We start from the raw sequence: 22,871 nt of genomic DNA, 5'->3' as shown, positions 1-22,871 counted from the left end.
AGTGTCAGGAACCCACACTGACGGATGTGATTCGCCGCAGGCTTGACTCACCGCACCGATAGCGGGCCTGCATCGCGTGGCGCATCAGGCCGGGCAGATACGATCAAGAAACAGCGTGGCGGAAAGCAGATCGGCTGCACCGCCCGGTGAAGCATTCAGCGCCAGCATGTGCGCATCGAGCCTCGCCAGCGCGCGCTGCCCCGCAGGCTGACTCACGCCGCCAGCTTCGAGCACCGCTCGTGCGCCCTGCTGCATCGCTTCAAGCCCGTCCATGCCCGCCCGCGACAGCACGCAGGTGTCACTGAGTGATGTCATCATGATCATCAGCGTATCCAGACGGGCTTCGCTTTCGCTGGCCCCCTGCCGACGTCTGCGGTGCAGCTGAGGCAGCGCCAGGTTCACCACGTGCGGGAAGCCCTGCTGGGCCTCTTCACGCGCGCCCGGCAGACGGTAGCGCGAGCTGGCCCGCTGGCCGTTGCTGAACAGCTTCGGTGCCGCATCATCAGGCAACATCGCCAGCGCGGCTGCACCGTCAACCACCTGCTGCACGCTGCCTTCTCCGCCGCGCATCGCGCTGGCGGCAATCAGCAGGCCCAGCGCCCAGATCGCGCCGCGATGGGTGTTAACGCCTGCGGTGGTCTGCATCATCTGCGCTTCGCCTTCGCGGCCAAGCCGACCGACCAGCTGGCGCAGAGCAATATCCGCCGGGCGCTGCCAGCACTGTAGCGCCAGTGCGTAGAAGGTCGGCGTCAGGCTGTGGGCCGAGCGTTCAAGGAGATCCAACGTCAGATCCTTGTGCGCCCCGCTTCCCCGGCGATCCACCAGGCCCGGCTTCGGCGTCAGATTCGCCTCCTCCAGCAGGCAGTGGGTCGCCACCACGGCCAGATGCCGCGCATGGCGCTCTGCAACGATCGCGGCGAGCTGCCGCTGCGGGCTCATTACCAGCTCCTGAATTTAGCCGGTGGCTGATAAAGGCCGCCGGACCATTCGACCAGGTCCGCGACGCTACCCGCCGCCAAAAGTGAACGGCTGGCATCGGTACGGCGGATGCCGATATCTTCCGGGAACACCACTTTGCCTTCGCGACGCAGTTTAGCCACGCGCTGCGCATCCACGCCGAGTCCAACGTCGGTGATACCGGCAACTGCCGCCACCATCGCACGACGCTCTTCCAGCGAACTGGCGCGGTAGAGATAGGCAATCCCCTCTTCGGTCAGTACGTGGGTCACGTCATCGCCGTAGATCATCACTGGTGCCAGCGGCATACCGGCGGTTTTCGCCACGTCTATCGCCTCCAGTTTTTCCACGAAGGTGGGTTTAACGCCCGCCTGGAAGGTTTCCACCATCTGCACCACCAGCTTACGGCCGCGCGCCAGCGGGTCAGGTTCATTGATCATCGCCAGCCAGGCCGGGGTAGCGTGGCGGCGACCGTGCGGATCGTGGCCCATATTGGGCGCTCCACCGAAGCCGGAGAGACGGCCTCGGGTCACGGTGGAGGAGTTTGCCTGGCCGTCAACCTGTAACGTCGAACCGATAAACATATCGACCGCGTACTGCCCGGCCATCTGGCAGAAGGCACGGTTAGAGCGCATAGAGCCGTCGTGGCCGGTAAAGAACACATCCGGGCGAGCGGCAATATAGTTTTCCATGCCCAGCTCGCCGCCGAAGCAGTGCACGCTTTTCACCCAGCCGCTTTCAATGGCCGGGATTAATGTCGGATGCGGGTTCAGCGCCCAGTGGCGGCAGATTTTGCCCTTCAGGCCGAGTTTTTCACCGTAAGTCGGCAGAAGCAGTTCGATGGCGGCGGTGTTAAAACCGATGCCGTGGTTCAGCGACTGTACCTGGTGCTCGGCGTAGATGCCTTTAATCGCCAGCATCGCCATCAGCACGTGTTCCTGCTTAATCAGGCGCGGGTCGCGGGTAAACAGCGGTTCGATAAAGAAAGGCTTGTCGGCCACCACCACGAAATCAATCCAGGAACCGGGGATATCCACGCGCGGCAGATCGCACTCATCATCGACCAGTTCGTTAACCTGAGCGATAACGATGCCGTTATGAAACGCAGCGGCTTCAACCAGCGCCGGGGTATCTTCGGTACTCGCCCCGGTGTAGAGGTTGCCTTTACGGTCGGCTTTAAATCCGGCGACCAGTGCCACATCGGGCGAGAGGTCAATGAACAGCCGCGCATAAAGCTCGATGTAGGTGTGAATGGCGCCGATTTCCAGCAGGCCATCCTCGAGCAGCTGCGAAATACGCAGGCTCTGGGTGCCGGAAAACGAGAAGTCCAGCTTGCGGGCAATGCCCTTTTCAAAGATATCAAGATGCTCGCTGCGGCCAACGCTGGGCATAATCATATGCAGGTCGTGCAGCGTTTGCGGGTTAACCTGCGCCAGCGAACGCGAGAGGAAATCAGCCTGCTTCTGGTTGTTGCCCTCCATCACCACCCGGTCGCCGGGTGAGATCAGCTTTTCAAGCATGGCGACAATATCGTCGGTGGGCAGAACTTTATGGGGGATACCGAGGCTGGCTATACGGCGCTGTTTCTCGCGCCGACGTGTATCCCAGACCTGGGGTGACGGGGTAGATAACATGGTTAACCTCCTGTAAGTGCATCTTCTGCAGATGCTTTCAGTATGGCAGCCAGTCTGTACCGGAATGGGGTGTTCATCAATTACGCTTCGTGCCAAATCGTTACTCTGAGAGTAACGATTAAAAAATTCCCCTCATTGTTCAGGGAATTAGCGCTAACGCACGGAATGTATTCAGTTTATATCCAGCAGGTTGAATCAAAAATGCCACAAACGTTAGCCATTTTATTAACCTAAGCGTTTGTGGCGAAAGGGGACAGGCGTCAGACGACGGCAGTTTCCTGCTCCGGCTGTTGGTGAATGGCGATATAGCGCTGGAAGCGGCTCTCTTTCAGCCGGGTAAGGTCCACCAGCACCAGGCCGTCGATGCAGTGGTTAAAATCGGGATCGCTGCCGAAGTCGATAAACTGCACGCCGCCGCTTTCACACAGCTCGGAATACTGCTTGTACAGCGGCGGAATGCCGGTGCCGAGGTTGGCCAGCAGGCGCTTCAGGCGCTTGAGATCTTCGCTGTAGTTATCGCCGCTGAACTGGGCCAGCACGTCAGGTAACGAGGCCGGATACGGGCGGCGCGAAGTGGCCAGCGGCAGCAGCGGCGCGAAATAGAGGCGATAGAAAGCCACCAACAGATCGCGCGCCGCCAGCGGCAGGCCGCCGGAGATAGACACCGGACCGAACAGATAGCGGTACTGCGGGTACTTCGCCAGATAAGCACCAATGCCCATCCACAGATAGTCGAGGCCGCGTTTGCCCCAGTAGGCCGGCTGGATAAAGCTGCGGCCCAGTTCAATGCCCTGCATCAGCACCGGATTCATCTGGTGATCGTAGTGGAACAGGCTGTGGCTGTAGATGCCGTCCAGCCCCTTGCGTTCGAACTGCTCGGCGGTGGGAATAAAGCGGTAGGCACCGACGATATCCAGCGCTTCTTCGTCCCAGAGGATCAGGTGGTAATAATCGTCGTCGTAGTCGTCGAGGTCACGGCGGGTGCCGCTGCCCTCACCCACCGCGCGGAAGGCAATTTCACGCAGCCGTCCCAGCTCGCGCAGGATCGGCACGTAGTCCTCGCCGTTGCGGCGATAGAGGTAAATGGTTTTGCCATCGGGCAGCTTGCCCAGCACTTCACAGCCCGCCAGCGCGCGTTTCAGCACCGCGCGGTCTTCGCTGCGGGCGATGGCCGCTTCGGTCTGGAACAGCGCGGATTTGCCCTGTGCCACGCGATACAGGTGGCGGCGGAAGCGTGCAGCCAGCTCTTTCGCCGGGGTACGGCCGTCGTGCCAGCTGGCGTAGGGAATACGCGCACCGATTTTCAGCTTCAGCCGCTCACCGCGGTTGCCGAACATCTCTTTTACCAGTAGCAGCATCGACAGCGGCTGGTAGATTTTTGAAGTCAGGTAAAACAGCGCGCTGTTGCGGCCGCTGACGTGGATCGGCACGATCGGCGCGCGGTAGCGTGCGGCCAGCCGCAGGAAACCGTGGCTCCATTTGCCGTCCTTCACTCCTTTGCTGCCGAAGCGTGAAACCTCGCCCGCCGGGAAGAAGATCAGCACGCCCTGACTTTCCAGCTGATCCTGCATCAGCGCGACCTGCTGGCGGCTGGTGCGGTTACCCATATTATCCACCGGCACCATCAGGCTGCTGAGCGACTCCAGACAGTTCAGCAGGCGATTGGTGACGATTTTCACATCGCGCCGCACCTGCGACACCGCATGCAGCAGCGCCAGGCCATCCAGCGTACCGAGCGGATGGTTGGCGACGATCACCACCGGTCCCTGGCTGGGGATCTGCTCCAGATCGCGCTCGCTCAGTTCACAGCTGACATCGAGGTATTCCAGCACCTGTTCGACCATATCCAGCCCTTTCAGGTGTTTATAGCGCTGGTTGAATCGCTGGAACTCTTTTTCATGCAGCAGGCGGCGCAGAACGCTTTTCTGCCAGGAAGGGGTTTCACGCTGCGGATAGAGGTCTTCAAGTACGGTTTCAATAGTAAACACAGGCTTATCTCCCGGGTGTTTTATCCGCACACTAACCATCGGGAGTGACGCCAACATGGCAAAAAAATGACGAAAAAAAGACAGCGCAGCGCGGTCTGTTTTACCGCGCGGCGAGGGGGTTAAATCGGGGAGAAGATTACTCCTCCAGCTGTAGGGAAGGCAGCTGGGAGAAAACGCTTAACAGCCCGCTGCTCCACAGCTGGCGGATCTGCGAGAAGTAAGGGTGCTTCTCGGTAATATGATACTGCTGCGCGGTGCTGAAGCTGTCCGCCGGATAGATCATCACGTCCAGCGGCAAGCCGACCGAGATATTGCTCGCCAGAGTGGAATCCATGGAAATTAGCGCGCACTGCATCGCCTGATCCAGCGGCGTATCGTAGCGCAGTACGCGGTCGATAATCGGCTTGCCGTATTTGCTTTCGCCAATCTGGAAATACGGCGTATCGGTGCTGGCTTCAATAAAGTTGCCCTGCGGGTAGATCTGGAACAGCCGGGGCTCTTCTCCTTTGATCTGCCCGCCGAGCAGCAGCGTGCCGCCAAACTCTTCACCATCGCGTTTGATCACCGTCCGCAGCGTTTCGCCCACCAGCAGCGCCACGTCGTACATATTGCTACAGCTCATCAGGTTCGGTTTTTTACCGTCTTCACAGCCCCGGCGCAGCAGGCTTAACGCGCTCTGCGTGGTGGCAAGGTTGCCGGCGCTTTGCAGCACCAGCGTCCGCTCATCATCCTGTTGAAATACATGGAGCTTACGGAAAGAGGAGATATGATCCACGCCCGCATTGGTACGGGAGTCGGAAACAAAAATCATCCCTGACGATAAGCGCATTGCCACACAATAGGTCATAGTTTTCCCGATTAAAGATTACTGCTGCGAATTCACCTGCTGCACTGCGGCGACCGCCTGCATGTCCTCACTGCCGCCGCCGAGTCGCATACCGCGAACCGGGCAGGCATCCAGATAGTCCACGCCAACGGCCAGCTTCAGGTGCTGACGGATGCTGCGGGTGTTATTGGTGATATCAAAGCTGTGCCAGCTGTCGTCGATCCACGCTTCCGCCCAGGCATGGGTTGCCACGTGCTCAACATTGTCAGTATACAGATAGCCGCTGACGTAACGTGCGGGAATCTGCAAACTGCGACAGCAGGCAAGAAATACGTGGCTATGATCCTGGCAAACGCCACTGCCGGCGGCAAAGACTTTCGCCGCGCAATCGGTCACCCGGGTGCTGCCCGGCTGCCAGGGCATTTTCAGCAGCAGTTCGCCCATCAGCCGCTCCAGACTCTCCAGCGGCGCTTCAGGGCGGTAATAGCGGCGGGCAAAGTCGCGGATGGCCTCATCCGGCAGGGTCAGCGCGCTTTGACGCAGAAACACCAGCGGCGACAGCGCGTTGGCCCCATCGGCAGCAAACTCGCCGCCGTCGATAATTTCCACCACGCCACGGGCTTCAATTTCAATCGCCTGATGCGGTGTATCCAGCGTCAGCACGTGCAGTACGTTGCCCCAGGCATCGGTGGTGCAGACCGCCTCGCCCGGCAGCCGCAGCTCCCAGGAAATAATCCGCTGGTGGGCAGAATCCTGCGGCGTCAGGCGCAGGTACTGGGTGCTCTGCGTCACCGGGTCCTGATAGCTGAAACAGGTTTTATGTTCGATGGTCAGCTGCATTATTTCGCCTCCAGATAGGTATGATGAATGCTGTCAGACAGCGTTGCCAGTTCGCCCAGAAAGGCGCTGAGCCAGGCGTGCAGTCCGCGATCGAGTACCGATTCTTTGCTGCTGAAGCGCAGCTGCGCGTGCAGCACGCTGATCAGATAGCGCGGACGATCCTCTCCGCTACTGCCGATTTGTTCGAGCAGCCCGGCGATATCCTCTACGCAGGATCGCAGCGATCGTGGGCTTTCCTCGCGCAGGATCAGCATTTCGTTCACGCCCTCCGCCGCCAGCTGCTGCTTGTAGATGCTGTGATAGGCTTCACGGGCAGAAACCGAGCGCAGCAGCGTATCCAGCCGGTAGTATTCCCGCACCGTGTCGTCGTCGGCATCCGAGAGGTATTGATACGCATCCAGCAGGCGTGCAGTACAGTCGGCGCGCTCCAGCAGCGTGCCGAGGCGGATAAAGTTCATTGCATCGCCGCGCATCAGCGTGCCAAACATCGCCCCGCGAAACAGATGGCAGCGCTCTTTCACCCAGTCAAAGAACGCATCCGCCCCGCCGCTGCCGACGCCGCGTCGCCGGATTTTGCGCAATTCTATCCAGCTGGAGTTGATACTTTCCCATACCTCCGAAGAGAGGCTGCCGCGCACCGCGTGGGCGTTGTTCCACGCCGCCTGCCAGCAGTTATAAATGCTGGCAGGGTTACGGTCGTCGAGGGCAAAAAAGCTGAACAGCTGCGGCATCGCCAGCGCGTCGCTGACCGACCAGTAAAGTTCGCTGGTGTTAGTGAGGTTCAGCGGTACGCGGAGTTCGTTGTTGTGGCTGCCGCGCACCGGCATCAGCGACAGACGATTGGTGACGTCGAGTACCCGGGCAATATTTTCCGCGCGCTCCAGATAGCGCGCCATCCAGTAGAGGCCAGTAGCCGTGCGACTCAGCATGCGTCATCCTCCAGAATCCAGGTATCCTTGGTGCCGCCACCCTGCGAGGAGTTGACCACCAGCGAGCCTTCGGTCAGCGCCACGCGGGTCAGACCACCGGGCACCAGGCGGATCTCCGCGCCGCTGAGAGCAAACGGCCGCAGATCGATATGGCGCGGTGCCAGCCCCTGTTCGACAAAGGTTGGGCAGGTAGAGAGCGCCAGCGTGTGCTGGGCAATGTAGTTCTGCGGCCGCGCTTTCAGCAGCGCGCGGAAATCGTCCAGCTGCTGGCGGCTGGCCACCGGACCGATCAGCATGCCGTAGCCGCCGGCGCCGTGAACCTCTTTTACTACCAGTTTTTCCAGGTTCGCCAGCACCCAGGAGAGATCCTCCGGGCGGCGGCACTGCCAGGTTGGCACGTTGTTGAGGATCGGATCTTCATCCAGGTAGAAACGCACCATATCCGGCACGTAGGGATAGATGGATTTGTCATCGGCCACCCCGGTGCCGATAGCGTTGGCCAGCACCACATTGCCGCTGCGGTAAACCGACAGCAGGCCGGGAACGCCCAGCATCGAATCCGGGCGGAAAGCCAGGGGATCGAGGAAGGCATCGTCGACGCGGCGGTAGATCACATCCACCTTGCACGGTCCGGCGGTGGTACGCATCAGCACCGCTCCGTCTTTCACAAACAGATCGGCGCTTTCCACCAGCTCTACACCCATCTGCTGCGCGAGGAAGCTGTGTTCGAAATAGGCGCTGTTGAAACGCCCGGGCGTGAGTACCACCACCACCGGGTCGTTGACCGGCGAGCTTTCGCGCAGGGTTTGCAGCAGAAGTGAAGGATAGCGCTCAACCGGCGCGATGCGCTGATCGGCAAACAGTTCCGGATAGAGCCGCATCATCATTTTGCGGTTTTCCAGCATGTAGGACACCCCGGACGGGGTACGCAGGTTATCCTCCAATACGTAGTATTCGCCGTCGCCGTTGCGGACCATATCCACCCCGGTGATGTGCGCATAGATATTGCGGTGCAGGTTAATTCCCTGCATGCAGGGCTGATACTGCTCGTTAACCAGGACCTGTTCGGGAGGGATAATGCCGGATTTCAGGATATGCTGATCGTGGTAGATGTCGTGCAGGAAGGCATTCAGCGCCTGGACGCGCTGGCGAATGCCTTTGTCGAGCATCGCCCACTCCGCAGCGGGTATAATACGCGGCACGCTGTCGAACGGAATCAGCCGCTCCGCGCCGCCGTCTTCGCCATAAACATTGAAGGTAATTCCCACGCGGTGAAAGAGCAGTTCCGCTTCTTCGCGCTTACGCGCAATCGCCTGCTGGTCAGCCTGCTGTAGCCACTGCCAGTATTCCCGATAGTGTTGACGATAGTGTCCATCGCTCAGCAACATTTCATCATAAAAGTGCGACGCTAATTCATAGCTTTGATTCATGATTTCCCTACCGCTGTCTGTGAACCCACATTCAAAGCTGCACAAAGCGTGCCAGTATCCTCGTGGAGGCAGGCACCCCGCGAGGCGTATGAGCGCAGCACCAGGGGAAAACGGCCGATTTGTTAGCAAAATGCCTGAAAATGAAGCGTGCTCTTTCTTTCGCACCAGAACGGTGCGCGATCACAAAAAAGACGGGTAAGTTGCGCTAACTGGCCGCCAGCCGTCATAATATTCAGTGACAAACTTCTGCCTAACGGTACCTATGACTCCGTCTCTTATCATTCATCACTGGCTGATTGACCATGCCTCCGGCTCGCTGATCCATCAGGTCACCGGGGAACAGCGTCGTCTTGGCGAGTATCAGCTTAAACTGCTACAGGTTCTGGCCGAGCATGCGGGTGAAACGCTGACGCGTGAGGAACTGACTAACCTGGTGTGGGAACGGCGGGTAATAGGCAATAACAGCCTGCCGAACGCCATCCATGCTCTGCGCCTGGCGCTGGAGGATGACGGCAAGCAGCAGCGAATTATTAAAACCGTGCCGAAGAAGGGCTATATTCTCGAAGCGGAGTTCTGCCAGTTTATTACTCTGGCGGATATCCTGCCGCAGCCCGCCGAGGCATCTGTCCGCGAAGAGGCTCTGACTGAGGGCGAAACGGACGCAGATTACGCCGCTGAGGCTGTCGTTCAGCCGCACGCGCAGCCAGATCGCCCTGTCGCGGCTATCGTCGCCGCTCCCGCCGAAGAAGCCCGCTTCTGGCGCTGGCTGGTGCTGGGCCAGGTCATCATACTGGCCGCCCTTTTAGTGGTTGTCGCCCGCAACTATTTCACCGCCTCGCCGACGCAGCTACAGGAAAAGAATTCGGTCGCCTACAGCAATATCCGCCTGGTGGAAGTCCGCCGCGGCTGGGACGGTTCATCCGCCTCCGATGATTTGAATAAGCAGCTGGGGCCGGTGCTGTTTTCACTGAATCAGTATCTGAAAAATCGCCAGGTCAATATGGAGGTGTTTTTCTTTACCTCCGGCACCGCGCTGAACTACACCATGACCTTCATTAACCGCTGCAATCGCAGGCAGCTGGCGATGAACATTATCAACTGGCGAACGGATGGCGCGCAGCTGAGCGCGCTGATCTATCGTGAAGGCGAGAGAAAAATTAATGAAATGGAGAACTGTGTCGATAAGTCTGCTGGCGATAATGCTGCTGTTGGTGCTGACGGCAGCGCTGCTAAAGCTGCTGCCGCTCGGCAATAAGGATCTGTTCAGCCGCGATTTTACCGGCTCAAGCCTGCAGCTGGGCTATTACGATCTGCTGGCGCGCCAGCGGGAAATTTATGACACCCGTTTTATTATCCAGGATAAAACGGCGATCATGACGCTGACGAGCCCGAACGATAACCGCTTTTTAGCGAAGGTCAGTCTGGAGCAGAAGCGCACCAGCGCCCACAGCGTGGCGTTTAACTATCATCAGATTTACTACGCCGACAGCGGTTCGGCGCGAATGATTAAAAATATTCTCGGCTACGCGCAGAACAACGGCGTGCGTTTCGAAACGCTGGAATTCGGCGATGAGCAGCTGCTGATCACCCCGTCAGGCCAGATTTTCAACTACCACTAGACGCCCGGCGCTCACTGTTCGCTGAACCTTGAGCGCCAGTTTGCCAGCGTTTTCGGCATACGGGTTTTATCTTTCTCGGTCGTGGCATAGTGCAGCTGAATGCCCTTGTTATTTTTCCCCGGCTCCACGCGCAACGCCCAGATTTTCCCGTCAGGTGTGTACATAATCATCGCCGATTGACGATTGGCCATGCCTTTCACCCACAGCGTTAACACCGTTGCGCCCAGGCTGTCCTCATCCGCGCTGTACACAAAGCTGGTCGCGGTCGCCAGATACTGCTGATAGTCATCGCCCACCAGCTCGCGGAAGCGATCGTCGAGGGCTTTGTTAGGAAATATCCCCAGGGTCAATAGCGTGGCGGGTGGGCGGGGATCGCTGGCGGCTTTAACGTACACACCGTCAATCGCCATCTCCCCCGGCAGCAGCATATCGCAGCTGCCGCCGTTATCACTGCTAACCTCCAGTTTACCGTCGGCACGCGGCACCAGAACGATCGCGCAGTGGCCACCCCAGGCAATTTCATTGGTGAAGCCAACGCCGTAGTCATCATTGACACTCCCGCTCAGCACCGAGCTGTAGACGCCGCCCCAGACGGTCGCATCCATCTTAAAACCCCAGTCGGCAGCCCCATGGATCAGGATTTTTCCACCGTTGCCGTGAGTGGAGGTGGTATTCCACCACACGCCCTGCCAGTCGAACGAGGCCGGGACGCCGTACAGCTGACCAATACCGTTCAGATAGGCACGCTGCAGGCAGGCATCGCTGGCGCAGGCGTCGCGGGAGCGGGTCCAGCTGTTGACAATACTTTCCACCCGCTGCGGGTTTTCTACCACCACATCGCGGAATGAATCGGTGAACAGGCGGTCCAGCCACGTCAGCTCTTTACTGTCGCAAATGGTGTTCTCGACCACGGTTGAGGCACGTCCGCAGTCCAGCGCCTGGGCGGATGACATCCCCAGCAGGAGCAGCAGAATAATCAGTAAAAAGCGAGAGTGGTTAACCATGATGCCTGTCCATTTGTTGTGTTAGCGGCCCTTCCGGGGGAATCGGTAAAATCTTACACTGCGCCACGCGAGGTCGCTACAAACTCCCTTCTGCGTACAACTGTTATAGCTTAATAGCCCTAAACTGTGTCTGCTGTTACAGCGGAAACTGTGATTTACTTCCACTCTGCCCGGGCTCTTTGAACAGAGGTGAAAAATGGAAGAAGTTAAACAGATACTGCTGCGCGAGATCGATACGCTCAATCGCGAGGAGCAGCGCGATAATAAGCCGCGTTTCAGCTTTAAATTCCTGAAAACCCATCCGGGCCTTTGGGCTTCTATGTATGGCTGCTATGTGCTGACCGTGGCGCTGATCTTTACTACCGATTTTCTCGGCTGGCCCGCGTTTTGGGGAGCCACGCTGTTCGTTCTGCTGATGAGCGGGCTGATGCTGATGGATATCAACCCCAAGTACCGCTTTGAAGATATTGATACGCTTGATCTTCGCGTGTGCTACAACGGCGAATGGTACTACATCCGCACCCTGTCACCGGAAGCGGTGAACGATATTCTCGGCAGCGAAAAGGTGCCGGATAACGTCAAGCAGGGCATCAACAAGCTGCTGTCGCTGAAAGGCGAAGTCGACTTTTATGACGTGTTCCATCTGACCTGGGGTCAGAAAAACGCCGCCACTATCTGATGCCTGCCGCTGGCGATCGGTTCATCCTTCAGGGCCGATCGCCGCTATAACAGTTCGCTTATCAACGCCCCCAGTTTCGCCACCGCGGCTTCCTGAGTCTCATCCCACCACGCGGTATTAAAGCGAAAATAGTTCGCGTACTGCTCGCTGGAAGAGAACATTTTCCCTGGCGCGATACTGATCTTCTGCTCCAGCGCACGGTAGTACAGTTCGGTGGTATTGACCTGTTTTGGCAGCTCAATCCACAGGAAATACCCACCGCGTGACTCATTGATTTTCGCCCCGGCGGGCAGATGCCGTTTTAGCGACTGTAGCGCCAGATTCTTGCGCTGCTCCAGTACCTGCCGCAGCCGCCGCAGATGGCGGTCATAGCTGCGGGTGCCCAGATAGGTCGCCAGCGCCTGCTGCATCGGCGCACTGGTGGACAGCGTGCTCATCAGCTGCATGCGCTGAATGCGCTGGGCGTGTTTACCGCCCGCCACCCAGCCCACGCGAAAACCCGCCACCAGATTTTTAGAAAACGACGAGCAGTGCAGCACGTTATCGTCGCGATCGAAGGCCTTGGCCGGCAGCGGCTTCTCGCTGCCAAAATAGAGCTCGCTGTAAACATCGTCCTCAATCAGCGTGACGTTATGCTGCGCCAGCAGCGCCACCAGCTGCTGCTTTTTTTCCCGGCTCAGCGTGCAGCCGACCGGGTTTTGCTGATTGCTCATCATCCACATCGCTTTGATCGGCCAGCTTTCCAGCGCCCGGCTCAGTTCATCCAGATCGATGCCGGTTTGCGGATCGGTGGCAATCGCCACCGCTTTCAGCTTCAGTCGCTCAATCGCCTGCAGCGCGCCGTAGAACGACGGATTTTCAATCGCCACCCAGTCGCCCGGCTCGGTCACCGCCTGTAAGCTGAGGTTGAGCGCCTCCATCGCGCCGTTGGTAATGACGATTTCATCCGGCGAGACCTGTACCCCCTGCAGGGCATAGCGCTGGGCAAGCGTTTTGCGCAGCGCTTCGTTACCCGGCGGCAGGTTATGCAGGGCATCCACCGGCTTCATGCTGTGGGATACGGTGGTCAGCGCCCGCATCAGCTGGCGCTGGGGAAACAGTTCCGGGTCGGGAAAGGCCGAGCCAAAGGGGACAATATGCGGATCGCGGCAGGCCTGCAGAACGTCAAAAATAAACGCGTTAATATCCACCGACTCGGCCAGCTGCAGCTTTTGATGGCTGACCGGCTGGCTGAGAAATTCGGCGCGGGGCGCAACATAGTAGCCCGACTGCGGGCGCGAGATAATCCATCCCTGGCTTTCCAGCACCTGATAGGCGTGCATCACCGTCATCAGGCTGACGCCGCTCAGGCTGACCTGCTCCCTCAGCGAGGGCAGTTTTTCACCGGGCAGCCAGATTTCCGTTTCAATTTGCTGGCGGATTTGGGCCACCAGCTGTTCATATTTTGCCACGACTGTTACAGGCCATTGTCATCAAAAAGTGAACTATTATAGGTCAGCCGTTGAGCACAGTACAATCACCCGGCATCAACGGGCTTTGACTGTACTGGCGCATTCTCCGCAACCTCTTCCGGCTTATCACCGGTGAAAAAGTCAGCCAGCTCGGGCACCTTATCGGCCGCCAGAGGCCGACCCAGCAGATAGCCTTGCAGGGTATTGCAGCCGAGACTGGTCAGGAACTGCTGCTGTTCCGGCGTTTCCACCCCTTCCGCCACCACCTTCAGGTTCAGAGTTTGCGCCAGCGCCACAATGGCAGAAACAATGGCAGAAACAATGGTGGCATCTTCGGTCTGTTCCTGCAGCTCTTTCACAAAGGCGCGGTCGATTTTCAGCTCGCTGGCCGGAAGCCGTTTAAGGTACAGCAGGCTGGAGTAGCCGGTGCCGAAATCATCAATCGATGCCTTCACGCCCAGCTCGGTCAGTTGGGTGAGAATGCGGATGCTTTCGTCCGGATCGCGCATCGCCGTGGTTTCCGTCACCTCCAGCGTCAGCAGCTCCGCCGGGATCTGATGGGTCGACAGCGCTTTAATCACCGTTTCCACCAGTCCGGTTTGTTCAAACTGTAGCGCCGAAAGGTTAACCGCCACCGACCAGCGGGTGTTGCCCTGTAAGTGCCAGACGCGAAGCTGCCGACAGGCTTCGTTGATTACCCAGTTACCAATGCTAATAATCAGCCCGGTTTTTTCCGCCAGCGGCAGGAAAACGTCCGGCGTCAGCAGGCCACGCTGCGGGTGCTGCCAGCGCAGCAGCGCCTCAAAGCCGACGATCGGGCCGTCCGGCGCACGGAATTTTGGCTGATAGAACAGGCGCAGCTCGCCGTTGTCCTGCGCCATCCACAGATCATTGATCAGCTGGCGCTGGTTCTGCGCGATGATGTTCATTGAGGGCTGGAAGAAACTGAAGCCGTTACGTCCCTTGTTCTTGGTGTAATACATCGCCGCATCGGCGTTAAACATCAGTTCCCGCTCATCAACCCCGTCCCCCGGGAAGACGGCGACGCCGATACTGAGCGAGACCTGTAGCTCGTAGCGGGAAATATCAAACGGCTGCTCGATGCTTTTCACCAGCGCACCGGCGACCACCGCCGCATCGTTGGGGTCTTCAATCTCCATCAGCAGTACAAACTCATCGCCACCCAGACGCGCCAGCGTGTGGTGCCCCAGCAACAGCGATTTCATTCGTTCGGTAACGGCGATCAGCAGGCTGTCACCGATATGGTGGCCGAAGGCATCGTTAACGCCCTTGAAACCGTCCAGATCCATAAACATCAGGGCAAACTTCGAGTTTTCCCGCGTGGCTTTGTTGATCGCCTGATCGAGCCGGTCTTCCAGCAGAATGCGGTTAGGCAGGCGCGTAAGGTTATCGTGCAGCGCCAGCTGGGCCAGCTCGCGGTTGGCTTCCGCCAGCGAGGTTGCCAGTAGCGAAGTCCTTGCCTGCAGGCGGGCATCCAGCATGGATATCAGCAGGGTAATGCCGAGGATCGACAGCGTGACCACCACCACCAGCACCGCCAGCCAGTTGCTGTTGACCCCCATGTGCGTCGCGTGGCTGTCCATCGGGAAGCTGGCTGCTGCCATACCGGTGTAGTGCATGCCGGCAATGGCAATGCCCATAATCAGCGACGCACCGCTGCGCATCAGGGTTAAATGGCTGGTCCCCTGGCGAAGATGGAAGGCCAGCCACAGCGCGGCCCCGGAAGCCACCAGCGCAATCAACACCGACAGCGCAACCCAGCCCCAGTGCCAGACGATGCCCGGCTGTACCATCAGCGCCGCCATGCCGGTGTAGTGCATCGCGACTACGCCGCTGCCCATGATCACCGCGCCTACACTCAGCCGATACCAGGGCAGTTCACCGTAGCAAACCGTCCACAGCGCGAAGATCGATGCCGCAACGGCAATCACCATCGACACAATAGTCAGCGTGGCGTCATAACTCATCACCATCGGCAGGCTCATCGCCAGCATGCCGATAAAGTGCATTGACCAGATGCCAATGCCCATGGCGAACCCACCGCCGAACAGCCAAAGTCGGGCAGCTTTACCGCTGGCGGTCGCGACCCGCCCGGACATATCCAGTGCAGTATAGGAGGCAAGGAATGCGACGATAAACGAGATGATAACCAGCAGCTGGTTGTAGGAACTCATTAACATGTGACGATCTCGGGATCTGTGTGTCAGGGCGTGAATCTCCCCGTCTCAGCTGAACTGACCCGAATCGATTTTGGGAGCCAGCCGCCGCTACGGGATGAAAATAATTAAAGAGGCTGATTTAACCATGCAGAATATCCCTATAATTTATAAAGTTTATTAATCTTCCTCTCCATCAGAGTGAAAATAGCATCACCTCAAAATTTCGCCTAGTTCAGGGTAAGAATATTCTTGAAAATGTTTCCTATCCGTCGACCCGGAGCAGGACTTTAATTGATGACTTTCATCGCCATAATTTAATTTTTTTTTCTTGCACGCGCTTCACAGCGCGATATCCGCTGCCTATAGTTAATTCAAATAATTTAACCTGTTAAGACAGGTAACATAATATGACCGAAGTCCGCTTCAGTCATAGTTTCGTTATTTTTCCATTATCCTTGCTGCGTTTAGCGTGACTGACGCGGTTTTTCATCAGGCGAAAAAGTTCTTTACTCACTCTAATCATTAAGGAATGGTTATGAAAATAAAGCTTTTTCTGCTGGGCTGTGGTCTGACTATGGGTGTGGCCACCTCGGGGATTGCTGCAACCACCGGGACCATCGCTGCAACACTGACCTTAACCGCCGGCTGTCTGGTCAACGGACAACCGGCCCTCACCAACGCCAACTTCGGTACGCTGAACTTTGGTAGTCAGGTCGCCACCTTCGGGGCTCTGCAGGCGGCGGTCACCGGTTCGCAGGGGGCGGGTATTTTCGTCCGCTGTACCGCCGGTGAAGACTACAATCTGCAAATCACCGGCAGTACTAACACGGCGCCCACCACCGTGTTCGGCACCGCACCCGCGACCGGCGCGCGCTATCTGATTCGTGCCAGCGACCCAACGCGCGGCGTGGCTTACGGTCTTTACCCTTCAGCAGCATCCACCACGCCGATTGTGAATAACACCACCGTAACCCCGCTGGGTACTGCCGATCAGACCTACGGCGATAACTACACCATCTTCGGGAAAATCGCCGGCGGTAACAGCACCCTCGTCCCCGTCGGAGTTTATGTCGATACGATTAACGTGGCCGTAAACTACTGATAACTGGAAAATAAAGTATGGTGCCGGACCGCATCAAGTCAGTTTTGTGTTACTGGCACTTACTCACTCCGCTGCTGCTGTTCAGCAGCAGCGGGTGGTCAATGCCGGCCCCCGCCCCCGTGGAGGTGAAAGCCAGTATCGTTAATGGCTGCGTGGTTTCCGGTACTAACCCAGGGGCAATAGGTACGCTAAATTTCGGTACGTTGCCCGGTATCAATTCTGCCGCCACCACGGCTAACGCCGTTTTTGCCAACAATACTACCATCACCCTGGCCTGCACGCCGGGCACCACGCTGTATATGAGTATTAACGGCGGGCTTAACTACGCCAACAGCAGCCGTAATATGAAGATCGCGAATAATACCGACATTGTGTCTTACGGCCTGTTTACCAATGCCGCACACACCACGGCGATCCCACTGAATACGGTTCTGGCCGTCACTTATAGCAATGCTAACAATATTACGTTGCCGATTTATGGCCTGGCGCAGATCCCGAGGGTTAACCGGGCTGGCACCTACACCGATACGCTGACGGTAACGTTAAGCTGGTGATTTATATTTAAAAAAGGAACCACTTATTATGAAACGCGCGCACATCATCGGCTCTGGCTTCCTGCTTTTAGCGTCTTTAACAACATTGAATACCTGGGCGGCAAACTCGGTACTGCTGTGGCCGATCGACCCGAAAATTGCGAGCGATGAGAAAGCCACCGAGCTGTGGATGGAAAACCGGGGAGATAACACCACGCTGATGCAGGTTCGCGTGTTCCTCTGGCAGCAGAAGAACGGCCAGGATCAGTATCAAACGCAGCAGCAGGTGCTGGCCAGCCCGCCGATGGTGCGCATCGAACCGGGAAAAAAACAGCTGATCCGCCTGGTGAAACAGACCCCGATCCCGGCCGGTGAAGAAACGGCGTTCCGAATTTTGATCGACGAAATCCCGTCGCCCCAGGCGCAAAATACGGCGCCAAACCAGGCCGGGCTGAATTTCCAGATGCGCTATACCGTGCCGCTTTTCGTCTACGGTAACGGCGCCAGCGCGGCCAGCAATAAGCCGCAGCTGGCCTGGCAGTTGGTGAACAAAGATGGCCATCAGGCGCTGGAAATTACCAACCAGGGTAACGGGCACGCGCGCCTGAGCCACGTCTCGCTCGGCGGTCGCACTGTGTCCGACAGCCTGCTCGGCTACGTTTTACCGCACTCCAGTAATACTTTCCCCCTCAGTTTCCCGGCCACGGCGAATGCCGAACTGAGTGCGCAATTGAGTGATAAAACCGTCTGGCGCGGCCGCAGTTCCCGCTAATCGATGAGGATTGACTTTGTGGCGTCAACTCCCCTGAAGCTGGCTATTCTCTGCCTGAACGGCTGCCTCCTGCCGCTGTCCGTCGTTGCCGAAACGTGGAATTCACTGCCGCCGCCGGCGGTGCAGGCCACTACGGGCGAGGCGCAAAGCTGGATGCTGGGGCTGGAGTTAAACGGCTATGATACCGGTGAGGTGGTCAGCGTTCAGTTCCAGGGCGATCACTATGTCATGCGCGCGGCAGATTTACTGAAGGTGGGTATTCCCAGTTCGAAGATTAACTCAACGATGATGGACGTCTCGGCGATGGAAAACGTTAAGGCCGAGTATGACCGCCGGGGTCAGCGGCTGCAGCTGACTGTGCCGCCGGAATGGCTGCCGCAGCAGACGTTCGGTAAAGCCACCCATAACGGCCCCCGCTATGACGGCCGCAGCAGCTCAGGCGCGCTGTTTAACTACAATGTTTACGGCAGCCAGACCAACGGCGGCGGCAGCCGTATTTCAGCCTGGAACGATCTACGCCTGTTTGGCAACTGGGGACAGTTTTCCAACAGCGGGATCGTGCAACGCCAGCTGTCCGGCGACGCCGATCTGGGCGATGGTTATACCCGCTATGACACCTGGTGGTCGAATCAAAATGAAGATAATGCGCTGACCCTGCGGGTGGGCGATCTGATCACCGATTCCCTGCCATGGAGCAGCAGCGTTCGCGTCGGCGGCATTCAGCTGGCCCGCGATTTCTCACTGCGCCCCGACCTGATAACCTATCCCCTGCCCACGTTCTCGGGCCAGGCGGCCGTGCCGTCCACCGTCGATTTGTTTGTGAACGGCTACCGTACCAGCACTAACAGCGTGCAGCCCGGTCCCTGGTCGATGACCAATCTGCCGTTCGTGAACGGTGCGGGCAGCGCGGTGGTGGTGACCACCGATGCCCAGGGACGCCAGGTGACCACTACCCTGCCGTTTTACGTCGCCAGTAACCTCCTGCAGAGCGGCCTGTCGGACTTTGCGGTTTCTTCCGGGGCACTGCGTGAGAACTACGGCCTGAAGAACTTTGATTACGGCCCGCTGACCGCCAGCGGGTCATACCGCTATGGGTTAACCGACTGGCTAACTCTGGAGAGCCACGGCGAAGCGGCCGAGTCACTCGCGCAGCTTGGCGGCGGCGGTCAGCTGCGGATTGGTGCGCTGGGCGTGGTCAACGGTTCCGTCAGCCAGAGCCAGATGATGGGGCAAAGCGGCAATCAGTACAGCTGGGGCTATCAGTACAGCACAAGCCGGTTCTCCGTGGGCGTGCAGCAAATGCTGCGCTCCAGCGGCTATGGCAACCTCGCACTGTACGGTGACCGCAAGAATGCCGAGACGTTGAACAACGCCGAACCGGACTACTACACGCTGAGCCGCCGCAGCGCACAGTACAGTGCCAGTCTGTCGCTGGATCGGTACGGCAGTCTGGGCGCCGCGCTAATCGATATCACCAGCGGCAACGGTGAGCGCACCCGGCTGCTCAACCTGACCTGGAGCCGCGGCCTGTGGGGAGGCAGCAGCATTTATGTCTCTGCCAGCAGGGATAACCTGGACAATAACTGGGCGGGTGCCATTTCGTTCAGCATGCCTTTCAGTACCCTGATAAGCGGCGGAGCCAGCGTAGAGCGTGATGCACAGGGTAAAAATTCCCAGCGGCTGTTTGTCTCCCGCTCCATGCCTAGCGACGGCGGTTTTGCCTGGGATGCTTCCTGGGCGAATCAGAGCAGCGGCGGAGACTACCGGCAGGGCAGCCTGCGCTGGCGTAATCAACAGGTGGAAACCTCCGGCGGCTTCTACGGTGACGGTGATTACATGACCAAATGGGGCCAGGTTAACGGCTCGCTGGTGCTGATGGACAGCCAGCTATTTGCCGCCAATCAGGTGACCGACTCCTTCGTACTGGTCAAAACGGGCTACCCGAATGTCGGCGTGCGCTTTGAGAACCAGCTGCAGGGCCAGACCAACAGTAAAGGCTACCTCCTGGTACCGCGCGTGACCTCAAACTATGCCGCTAAATATGATATCGATACGCTCGACCTGCCGGCTAATCTGGGTACCGAGGACGTGGAGAAACGCGTTTCGGTGAAGCGCCAGAGTGGCTATCTGCTGGATATGGAAATCAAACCGCTGCGCGCCGCCAGCGTCATTATCAACGACCAACACGGCCAGCCGCTGCCGGTGGGCACCGCGATTACGCGCACCGCTCCACCGGCCGAAGTGGTGGGCTGGGATGGCATCGTATGGATGGATAACCTCGAACAGCGTAATCCGATTCGTGCACGCACGCCGGACGGGCGCACCTGCGAGACGGAGCTGACGCTGCCGAAAGAACTGCCTGATACGCTGGTGACCTACGGTCCGCTGGTCTGTCCGCTGTCGTCCCCTTCAGGAACAACGCCATGAAAAGAGTATTTTTATCCCTGACCTTTTTCCTGCTGATGAGCGGGTCATGGCTGGCGCAGGCCGCCTGTACGCTTAGCCCGACCAGTGCGACGGCCAGCTTTGGTACCATGACCTCGTTTGCGGTCACCACCGCGCAAACCACGCTGAATGGCACCTACACCGTAGACTGTGGCGCCGGGGTATTAACATTACTGGGCAACGACAATATCACCGTCAGACTGACGACTGCGACTTTCAGCTCCAGCACAACGCAGGCGGCGCTTGGGCTGGGTACCGATCGTATACCGCTGCAGGTGTGTACCGACCCCAACTGCACATCGGTGGCTACGCTGGGCGGCGCGGGGGTGATTATTCCCCGCAGCACCCTGCTGGACCTCGCCGGGTTGTTGAATGGGTATCGCTTTCCGATCCCGCTGTATGTGCGCCAGATGCCCGGCGCGGTGGTGGCGGCAGGTAACTATACCGTGGTACTGACGGTGACATTTACCTATGACATCTGTACCGCTATTGGCATTGGCAACCTCTGTCTGTTGGGTAACCGCCAGCAGGGCACCTTATCTCTACCGATCACCCTGAATATGACCGTCACGCGCGATTGCACCACCATCACCGCGCCGGGCATTGACTTCGGCAGCGCACCGCTGCCCGCCAACTTCCAGACGGTTAGCCAGTCGCTGAACGTGATCTGCACCAAAGGCAGTACCTACACCGTCGGCATTACCAACGGCGGTAATCCAGTGGGCAACCAGCGATATATGATCTCCGGCAGTAACCGGCTGGCCTACCAGATTTATAAAGGAACCACCGGTACTACCTATTGGGGGCCGACCGGTACCGATCGCGTTGACAGCAGTACGGCCAGCTCGACCAGTACCGATGGTTTAACCAAAACCTTCAACTATCGCGCGCTGATTATCAGTACCCAGACGCCACCGCCGGCGGGGAGCTATCTGGATTCGGTGTCGGTGGATGTGTCGTTTTAAAATAATGTGCGGATTTTAATCAATATGTGCATTGTTAATTATTTGTTACCAAAGTAAATATCCTGTGCCCGGTAACGGTGATGTGTATCACATTAATACCGTTACCGGCAGGCTAAAACGGGGGGAAACCACAATAAGGATGTCCCTATGACCCCTGAGACAGTCAGCACCTCATCGCAGCAGGGCGGTGCCAGAACGATCTTCAACGTTACCAGCGGTAACTTCCTCGAAATGTACGATTTTATGGTGTTTGGCTACTACGCCACCGCCATTGCCAAAACCTTCTTCCCCGGCGACGACCCCTTCGCTTCACTGATGCTGACACTGATGACCTTCGGTGCCGGGTTCCTGATGCGCCCGCTGGGGGCGATTATTCTCGGTTCCTACATCGACCTTCAGGGCCGCCGTAAAGGGCTGCTGCTGACGTTGGGGCTGATGGCTATCGGCACGCTGACCATCGCGCTGACGCCGGGTTATGCCACGCTGGGCATGGCAGCACCGGTGCTGATCCTGTTGGGGCGACTGCTGCAAGGATTCTCTGCCGGCGTTGAGTTGGGCGGCGTGTCGGTGTATCTCTCCGAGATTGCGCCAAAGGGTAAAAAGGGGTTCTACGTCAGCTGGCAGTCCGGCAGCCAGCAGATTGCGGTGATCTTCGCGGCGCTACTGGGGCTGGGGCTGAATCATCTGCTGGATAAAGGCCAGGTCACCGAGTGGGGCTGGCGTATTCCGTTTGTGATTGGCTGCATGATCGTGCCATTCCTGTTCTGGATACGCCGTGCGCTGGAGGAGACGGAAGCCTTCAGCCAGCGTAAACATCATCCCACCATGGGGCAGATTACCCGCTCGGTGGCACGCAACTGGGCGCTGGTGCTGGCGGGTATGCTGATGGTGGTCACCACCACCGTGATGTTTTATATGATCACAGCTTTTACGCCGACGTTTGGCAAGACGGTGTTGATGATGAGCGATAAGCAGAGTTTTCTGGTGACGCTGTGCATCGGCGTTTCCAATCTGTTCTGGCTGCCGTTGATGGGTGCCGCATCCGATCGATTTGGCCGCCGTCCGCTGCTGTTGCTGTTTACCGTGTTGATGATTTTGACTGCGTGGCCGGTGCTGCACTGGCTGGTTGGTTCGCCGAGTTTTGCCCATCTGCTGGAGGCGGAGCTGTGGCTGTCGTTCCTTTACGGCAGTTATAACGGTGCGATGGTGGTGTATCTGGCGGAGGTGATGCCTGCCGAGGTGCGTGCAACCGGGTTTTCGCTGGCCTACAGTCTGGCGACCGCGCTGTTTGGCGGTTTTACGCCAGCGGTGTGCAGCTATCTGATTCACGCTACCGGTGATAAGGCGATGCCGGGGGTATGGCTGAGTGTTGCTGCGGTATGTGGTTTGGTAGGGACGCTGATTATTAAGCGGCTGGTGAAGCAGTATCAGGTTCGGCGTTTGTCCGAGCCGGCGATTACGGTTTAGGAGCCTGTAAATAATTCTGTGTAACTGCCCACAGTTAAAGATGGCCGTTC

Annotated in this window: 19 protein-coding genes; 9 read left to right on the top strand and 10 right to left on the bottom strand. The window is 58.2% G+C overall.

The window, feature by feature from the left end:
• Nucleotides 1–84 precede the first annotated feature (84 nt).
• From IBT46_RS14385 to IBT46_RS14355, 7 genes are all read right to left on the bottom strand, one after another.
• Complete coding sequence (locus IBT46_RS14385; protein ID WP_200546234.1) at nt 85–939, bottom strand: triphosphoribosyl-dephospho-CoA synthase; 855 nt, start codon at nt 937–939, stop codon at nt 85–87.
• Entirely contained in the window at nt 939–2,591 is a 1,653-nt protein-coding gene (gene mdcA / locus IBT46_RS14380; RefSeq protein WP_105592486.1) for a malonate decarboxylase subunit alpha, read from the bottom strand. The genes IBT46_RS14385 and mdcA overlap by 1 nt, the downstream gene beginning before the upstream one ends.
• A 260-nt stretch (nt 2,592–2,851) precedes the next feature.
• Nucleotides 2,852–4,579 carry a GNAT family N-acyltransferase gene (locus tag IBT46_RS14375; protein WP_200546233.1) on the bottom strand — a complete coding sequence of 576 codons (1,728 nt, stop codon included), beginning with the start codon at nt 4,577–4,579 and terminating at the stop codon, nt 2,852–2,854.
• A 136-nt stretch (nt 4,580–4,715) separates the two neighbouring features.
• Nucleotides 4,716–5,426, bottom strand: coding sequence for a proteasome-type protease (locus tag IBT46_RS14370; protein ID WP_200546232.1), 711 nt, complete (start codon nt 5,424–5,426; stop codon nt 4,716–4,718).
• Nucleotides 5,427–5,444: 18 nt separating this feature from the next.
• Complete coding sequence (locus IBT46_RS14365; RefSeq protein WP_200546231.1) at nt 5,445–6,245, bottom strand: transglutaminase family protein; 801 nt, start codon at nt 6,243–6,245, stop codon at nt 5,445–5,447.
• Complete coding sequence (locus tag IBT46_RS14360) at nt 6,245–7,174, bottom strand: alpha-E domain-containing protein (RefSeq protein WP_200546230.1); 930 nt, start codon at nt 7,172–7,174, stop codon at nt 6,245–6,247. The genes IBT46_RS14365 and IBT46_RS14360 overlap by 1 nt, the downstream gene beginning before the upstream one ends.
• Complete coding sequence (locus IBT46_RS14355) at nt 7,168–8,604, bottom strand: circularly permuted type 2 ATP-grasp protein (protein ID WP_105592490.1); 1,437 nt, start codon at nt 8,602–8,604, stop codon at nt 7,168–7,170. The genes IBT46_RS14360 and IBT46_RS14355 overlap by 7 nt, the downstream gene beginning before the upstream one ends.
• 262 nt (nt 8,605–8,866) lie before the next feature.
• Between IBT46_RS14355 and IBT46_RS14350 the strand changes: the two genes are divergently transcribed.
• A complete protein-coding gene (locus IBT46_RS14350; protein WP_200546229.1) occupies nt 8,867–9,859 on the top strand; it encodes a transcriptional regulator in 993 nt (330 codons plus the stop codon).
• Complete coding sequence (locus tag IBT46_RS14345; RefSeq protein WP_370569459.1) at nt 9,780–10,223, top strand: hypothetical protein; 444 nt, start codon at nt 9,780–9,782, stop codon at nt 10,221–10,223. The genes IBT46_RS14350 and IBT46_RS14345 overlap by 80 nt, the downstream gene beginning before the upstream one ends.
• 11 nt (nt 10,224–10,234) lie before the next feature.
• Here IBT46_RS14345 and IBT46_RS14340 read toward each other — a convergent pair whose 3' ends face one another.
• A complete protein-coding gene (locus IBT46_RS14340) occupies nt 10,235–11,227 on the bottom strand; it encodes a lysozyme inhibitor LprI family protein (RefSeq protein WP_200546227.1) in 993 nt (330 codons plus the stop codon).
• 196 nt (nt 11,228–11,423) lie between these two features.
• Here IBT46_RS14340 and IBT46_RS14335 point away from each other — a divergent pair, with 196 nt between their 5' ends.
• A complete protein-coding gene (locus IBT46_RS14335) occupies nt 11,424–11,906 on the top strand; it encodes a YlaC family protein (RefSeq protein ID WP_200546226.1) in 483 nt (160 codons plus the stop codon).
• A 44-nt stretch (nt 11,907–11,950) separates the two neighbouring features.
• Here IBT46_RS14335 and IBT46_RS14330 read toward each other — a convergent pair whose 3' ends face one another.
• Both IBT46_RS14330 and IBT46_RS14325 read right to left on the bottom strand, forming a co-directional pair.
• Nucleotides 11,951–13,357: a PLP-dependent aminotransferase family protein gene (locus IBT46_RS14330; RefSeq protein ID WP_200546225.1), complete on the bottom strand. Its 1,407-nt coding sequence runs from the start codon at nt 13,355–13,357 to the stop codon at nt 11,951–11,953.
• A gap of 65 nt (nt 13,358–13,422) precedes the next feature.
• Nucleotides 13,423–15,558: a bifunctional diguanylate cyclase/phosphodiesterase gene (locus tag IBT46_RS14325; protein ID WP_200546224.1), complete on the bottom strand. Its 2,136-nt coding sequence runs from the start codon at nt 15,556–15,558 to the stop codon at nt 13,423–13,425.
• A 514-nt stretch (nt 15,559–16,072) separates the two neighbouring features.
• Here IBT46_RS14325 and IBT46_RS14320 point away from each other — a divergent pair.
• The 6 genes from IBT46_RS14320 (at nt 16,073) to IBT46_RS14295 (ending at nt 22,821) form a co-directional block, all read left to right on the top strand.
• Nucleotides 16,073–16,639 (top strand): spore coat protein U domain-containing protein, encoded by a 567-nt coding sequence (locus IBT46_RS14320; RefSeq protein ID WP_200546223.1) that lies wholly within the window; start codon nt 16,073–16,075, stop codon nt 16,637–16,639.
• 17 nt (nt 16,640–16,656) lie between these two features.
• Nucleotides 16,657–17,193, top strand: coding sequence for a spore coat U domain-containing protein (locus IBT46_RS14315; protein ID WP_200546222.1), 537 nt, complete (start codon nt 16,657–16,659; stop codon nt 17,191–17,193).
• A gap of 28 nt (nt 17,194–17,221) precedes the next feature.
• Nucleotides 17,222–17,944: a molecular chaperone gene (locus IBT46_RS14310; RefSeq protein ID WP_200546221.1), complete on the top strand. Its 723-nt coding sequence runs from the start codon at nt 17,222–17,224 to the stop codon at nt 17,942–17,944.
• A gap of 18 nt (nt 17,945–17,962) precedes the next feature.
• Nucleotides 17,963–20,371, top strand: a complete 2,409-nt coding sequence (locus IBT46_RS14305; RefSeq protein WP_370569457.1) for a fimbria/pilus outer membrane usher protein — start codon at nt 17,963–17,965, stop codon at nt 20,369–20,371.
• Entirely contained in the window at nt 20,368–21,354 is a 987-nt protein-coding gene (locus tag IBT46_RS14300; protein WP_200546219.1) for a spore coat U domain-containing protein, read from the top strand. Before IBT46_RS14305 ends, IBT46_RS14300 begins: the two co-directional genes overlap by 4 nt.
• A gap of 147 nt (nt 21,355–21,501) precedes the next feature.
• Nucleotides 21,502–22,821, top strand: coding sequence for an MFS transporter (locus IBT46_RS14295; protein ID WP_200546218.1), 1,320 nt, complete (start codon nt 21,502–21,504; stop codon nt 22,819–22,821).
• The last annotated feature ends 50 nt before the right edge of the window (nt 22,822–22,871 follow it).

Source organism: Erwinia sp. S38 (assembly GCF_016624545.1).
GTDB classification, from domain to species: domain Bacteria; phylum Pseudomonadota; class Gammaproteobacteria; order Enterobacterales; family Enterobacteriaceae; genus Erwinia; species Erwinia coffeiphila.
This window is presented reverse-complemented; position numbering and strand designations above follow the sequence as displayed.

What these genes read in the sequence shown, in the direction of transcription:
- IBT46_RS14385 (WP_200546234.1), bottom strand. Translation starts at nt 939, where the DNA reads ATGAGCCCGCAGCGGCAGCTCGCCGCGATCGTTGCAGAGCGCCATGCG.
- mdcA (WP_105592486.1), bottom strand. Translation starts at nt 2,591, where the DNA reads ATGTTATCTACCCCGTCACCCCAGGTCTGGGATACACGTCGGCGCGAG.
- IBT46_RS14370 (WP_200546232.1), bottom strand. Translation starts at nt 5,426, where the DNA reads ATGACCTATTGTGTGGCAATGCGCTTATCGTCAGGGATGATTTTTGTT.
- IBT46_RS14365 (WP_200546231.1), bottom strand. Translation starts at nt 6,245, where the DNA reads ATGCAGCTGACCATCGAACATAAAACCTGTTTCAGCTATCAGGACCCG.
- IBT46_RS14360 (WP_200546230.1), bottom strand. Translation starts at nt 7,174, where the DNA reads ATGCTGAGTCGCACGGCTACTGGCCTCTACTGGATGGCGCGCTATCTG.
- IBT46_RS14355 (WP_105592490.1), bottom strand. Translation starts at nt 8,604, where the DNA reads ATGAATCAAAGCTATGAATTAGCGTCGCACTTTTATGATGAAATGTTG.
- IBT46_RS14350 (WP_200546229.1), top strand. Translation starts at nt 8,867, where the DNA reads ATGACTCCGTCTCTTATCATTCATCACTGGCTGATTGACCATGCCTCC.
- IBT46_RS14340 (WP_200546227.1), bottom strand. Translation starts at nt 11,227, where the DNA reads ATGGTTAACCACTCTCGCTTTTTACTGATTATTCTGCTGCTCCTGCTG.
- IBT46_RS14335 (WP_200546226.1), top strand. Translation starts at nt 11,424, where the DNA reads ATGGAAGAAGTTAAACAGATACTGCTGCGCGAGATCGATACGCTCAAT.
- IBT46_RS14325 (WP_200546224.1), bottom strand. Translation starts at nt 15,558, where the DNA reads ATGTTAATGAGTTCCTACAACCAGCTGCTGGTTATCATCTCGTTTATC.
- IBT46_RS14320 (WP_200546223.1), top strand. Translation starts at nt 16,073, where the DNA reads ATGAAAATAAAGCTTTTTCTGCTGGGCTGTGGTCTGACTATGGGTGTG.
- IBT46_RS14315 (WP_200546222.1), top strand. Translation starts at nt 16,657, where the DNA reads ATGGTGCCGGACCGCATCAAGTCAGTTTTGTGTTACTGGCACTTACTC.
- IBT46_RS14310 (WP_200546221.1), top strand. Translation starts at nt 17,222, where the DNA reads ATGAAACGCGCGCACATCATCGGCTCTGGCTTCCTGCTTTTAGCGTCT.
- IBT46_RS14300 (WP_200546219.1), top strand. Translation starts at nt 20,368, where the DNA reads ATGAAAAGAGTATTTTTATCCCTGACCTTTTTCCTGCTGATGAGCGGG.
- IBT46_RS14295 (WP_200546218.1), top strand. Translation starts at nt 21,502, where the DNA reads ATGACCCCTGAGACAGTCAGCACCTCATCGCAGCAGGGCGGTGCCAGA.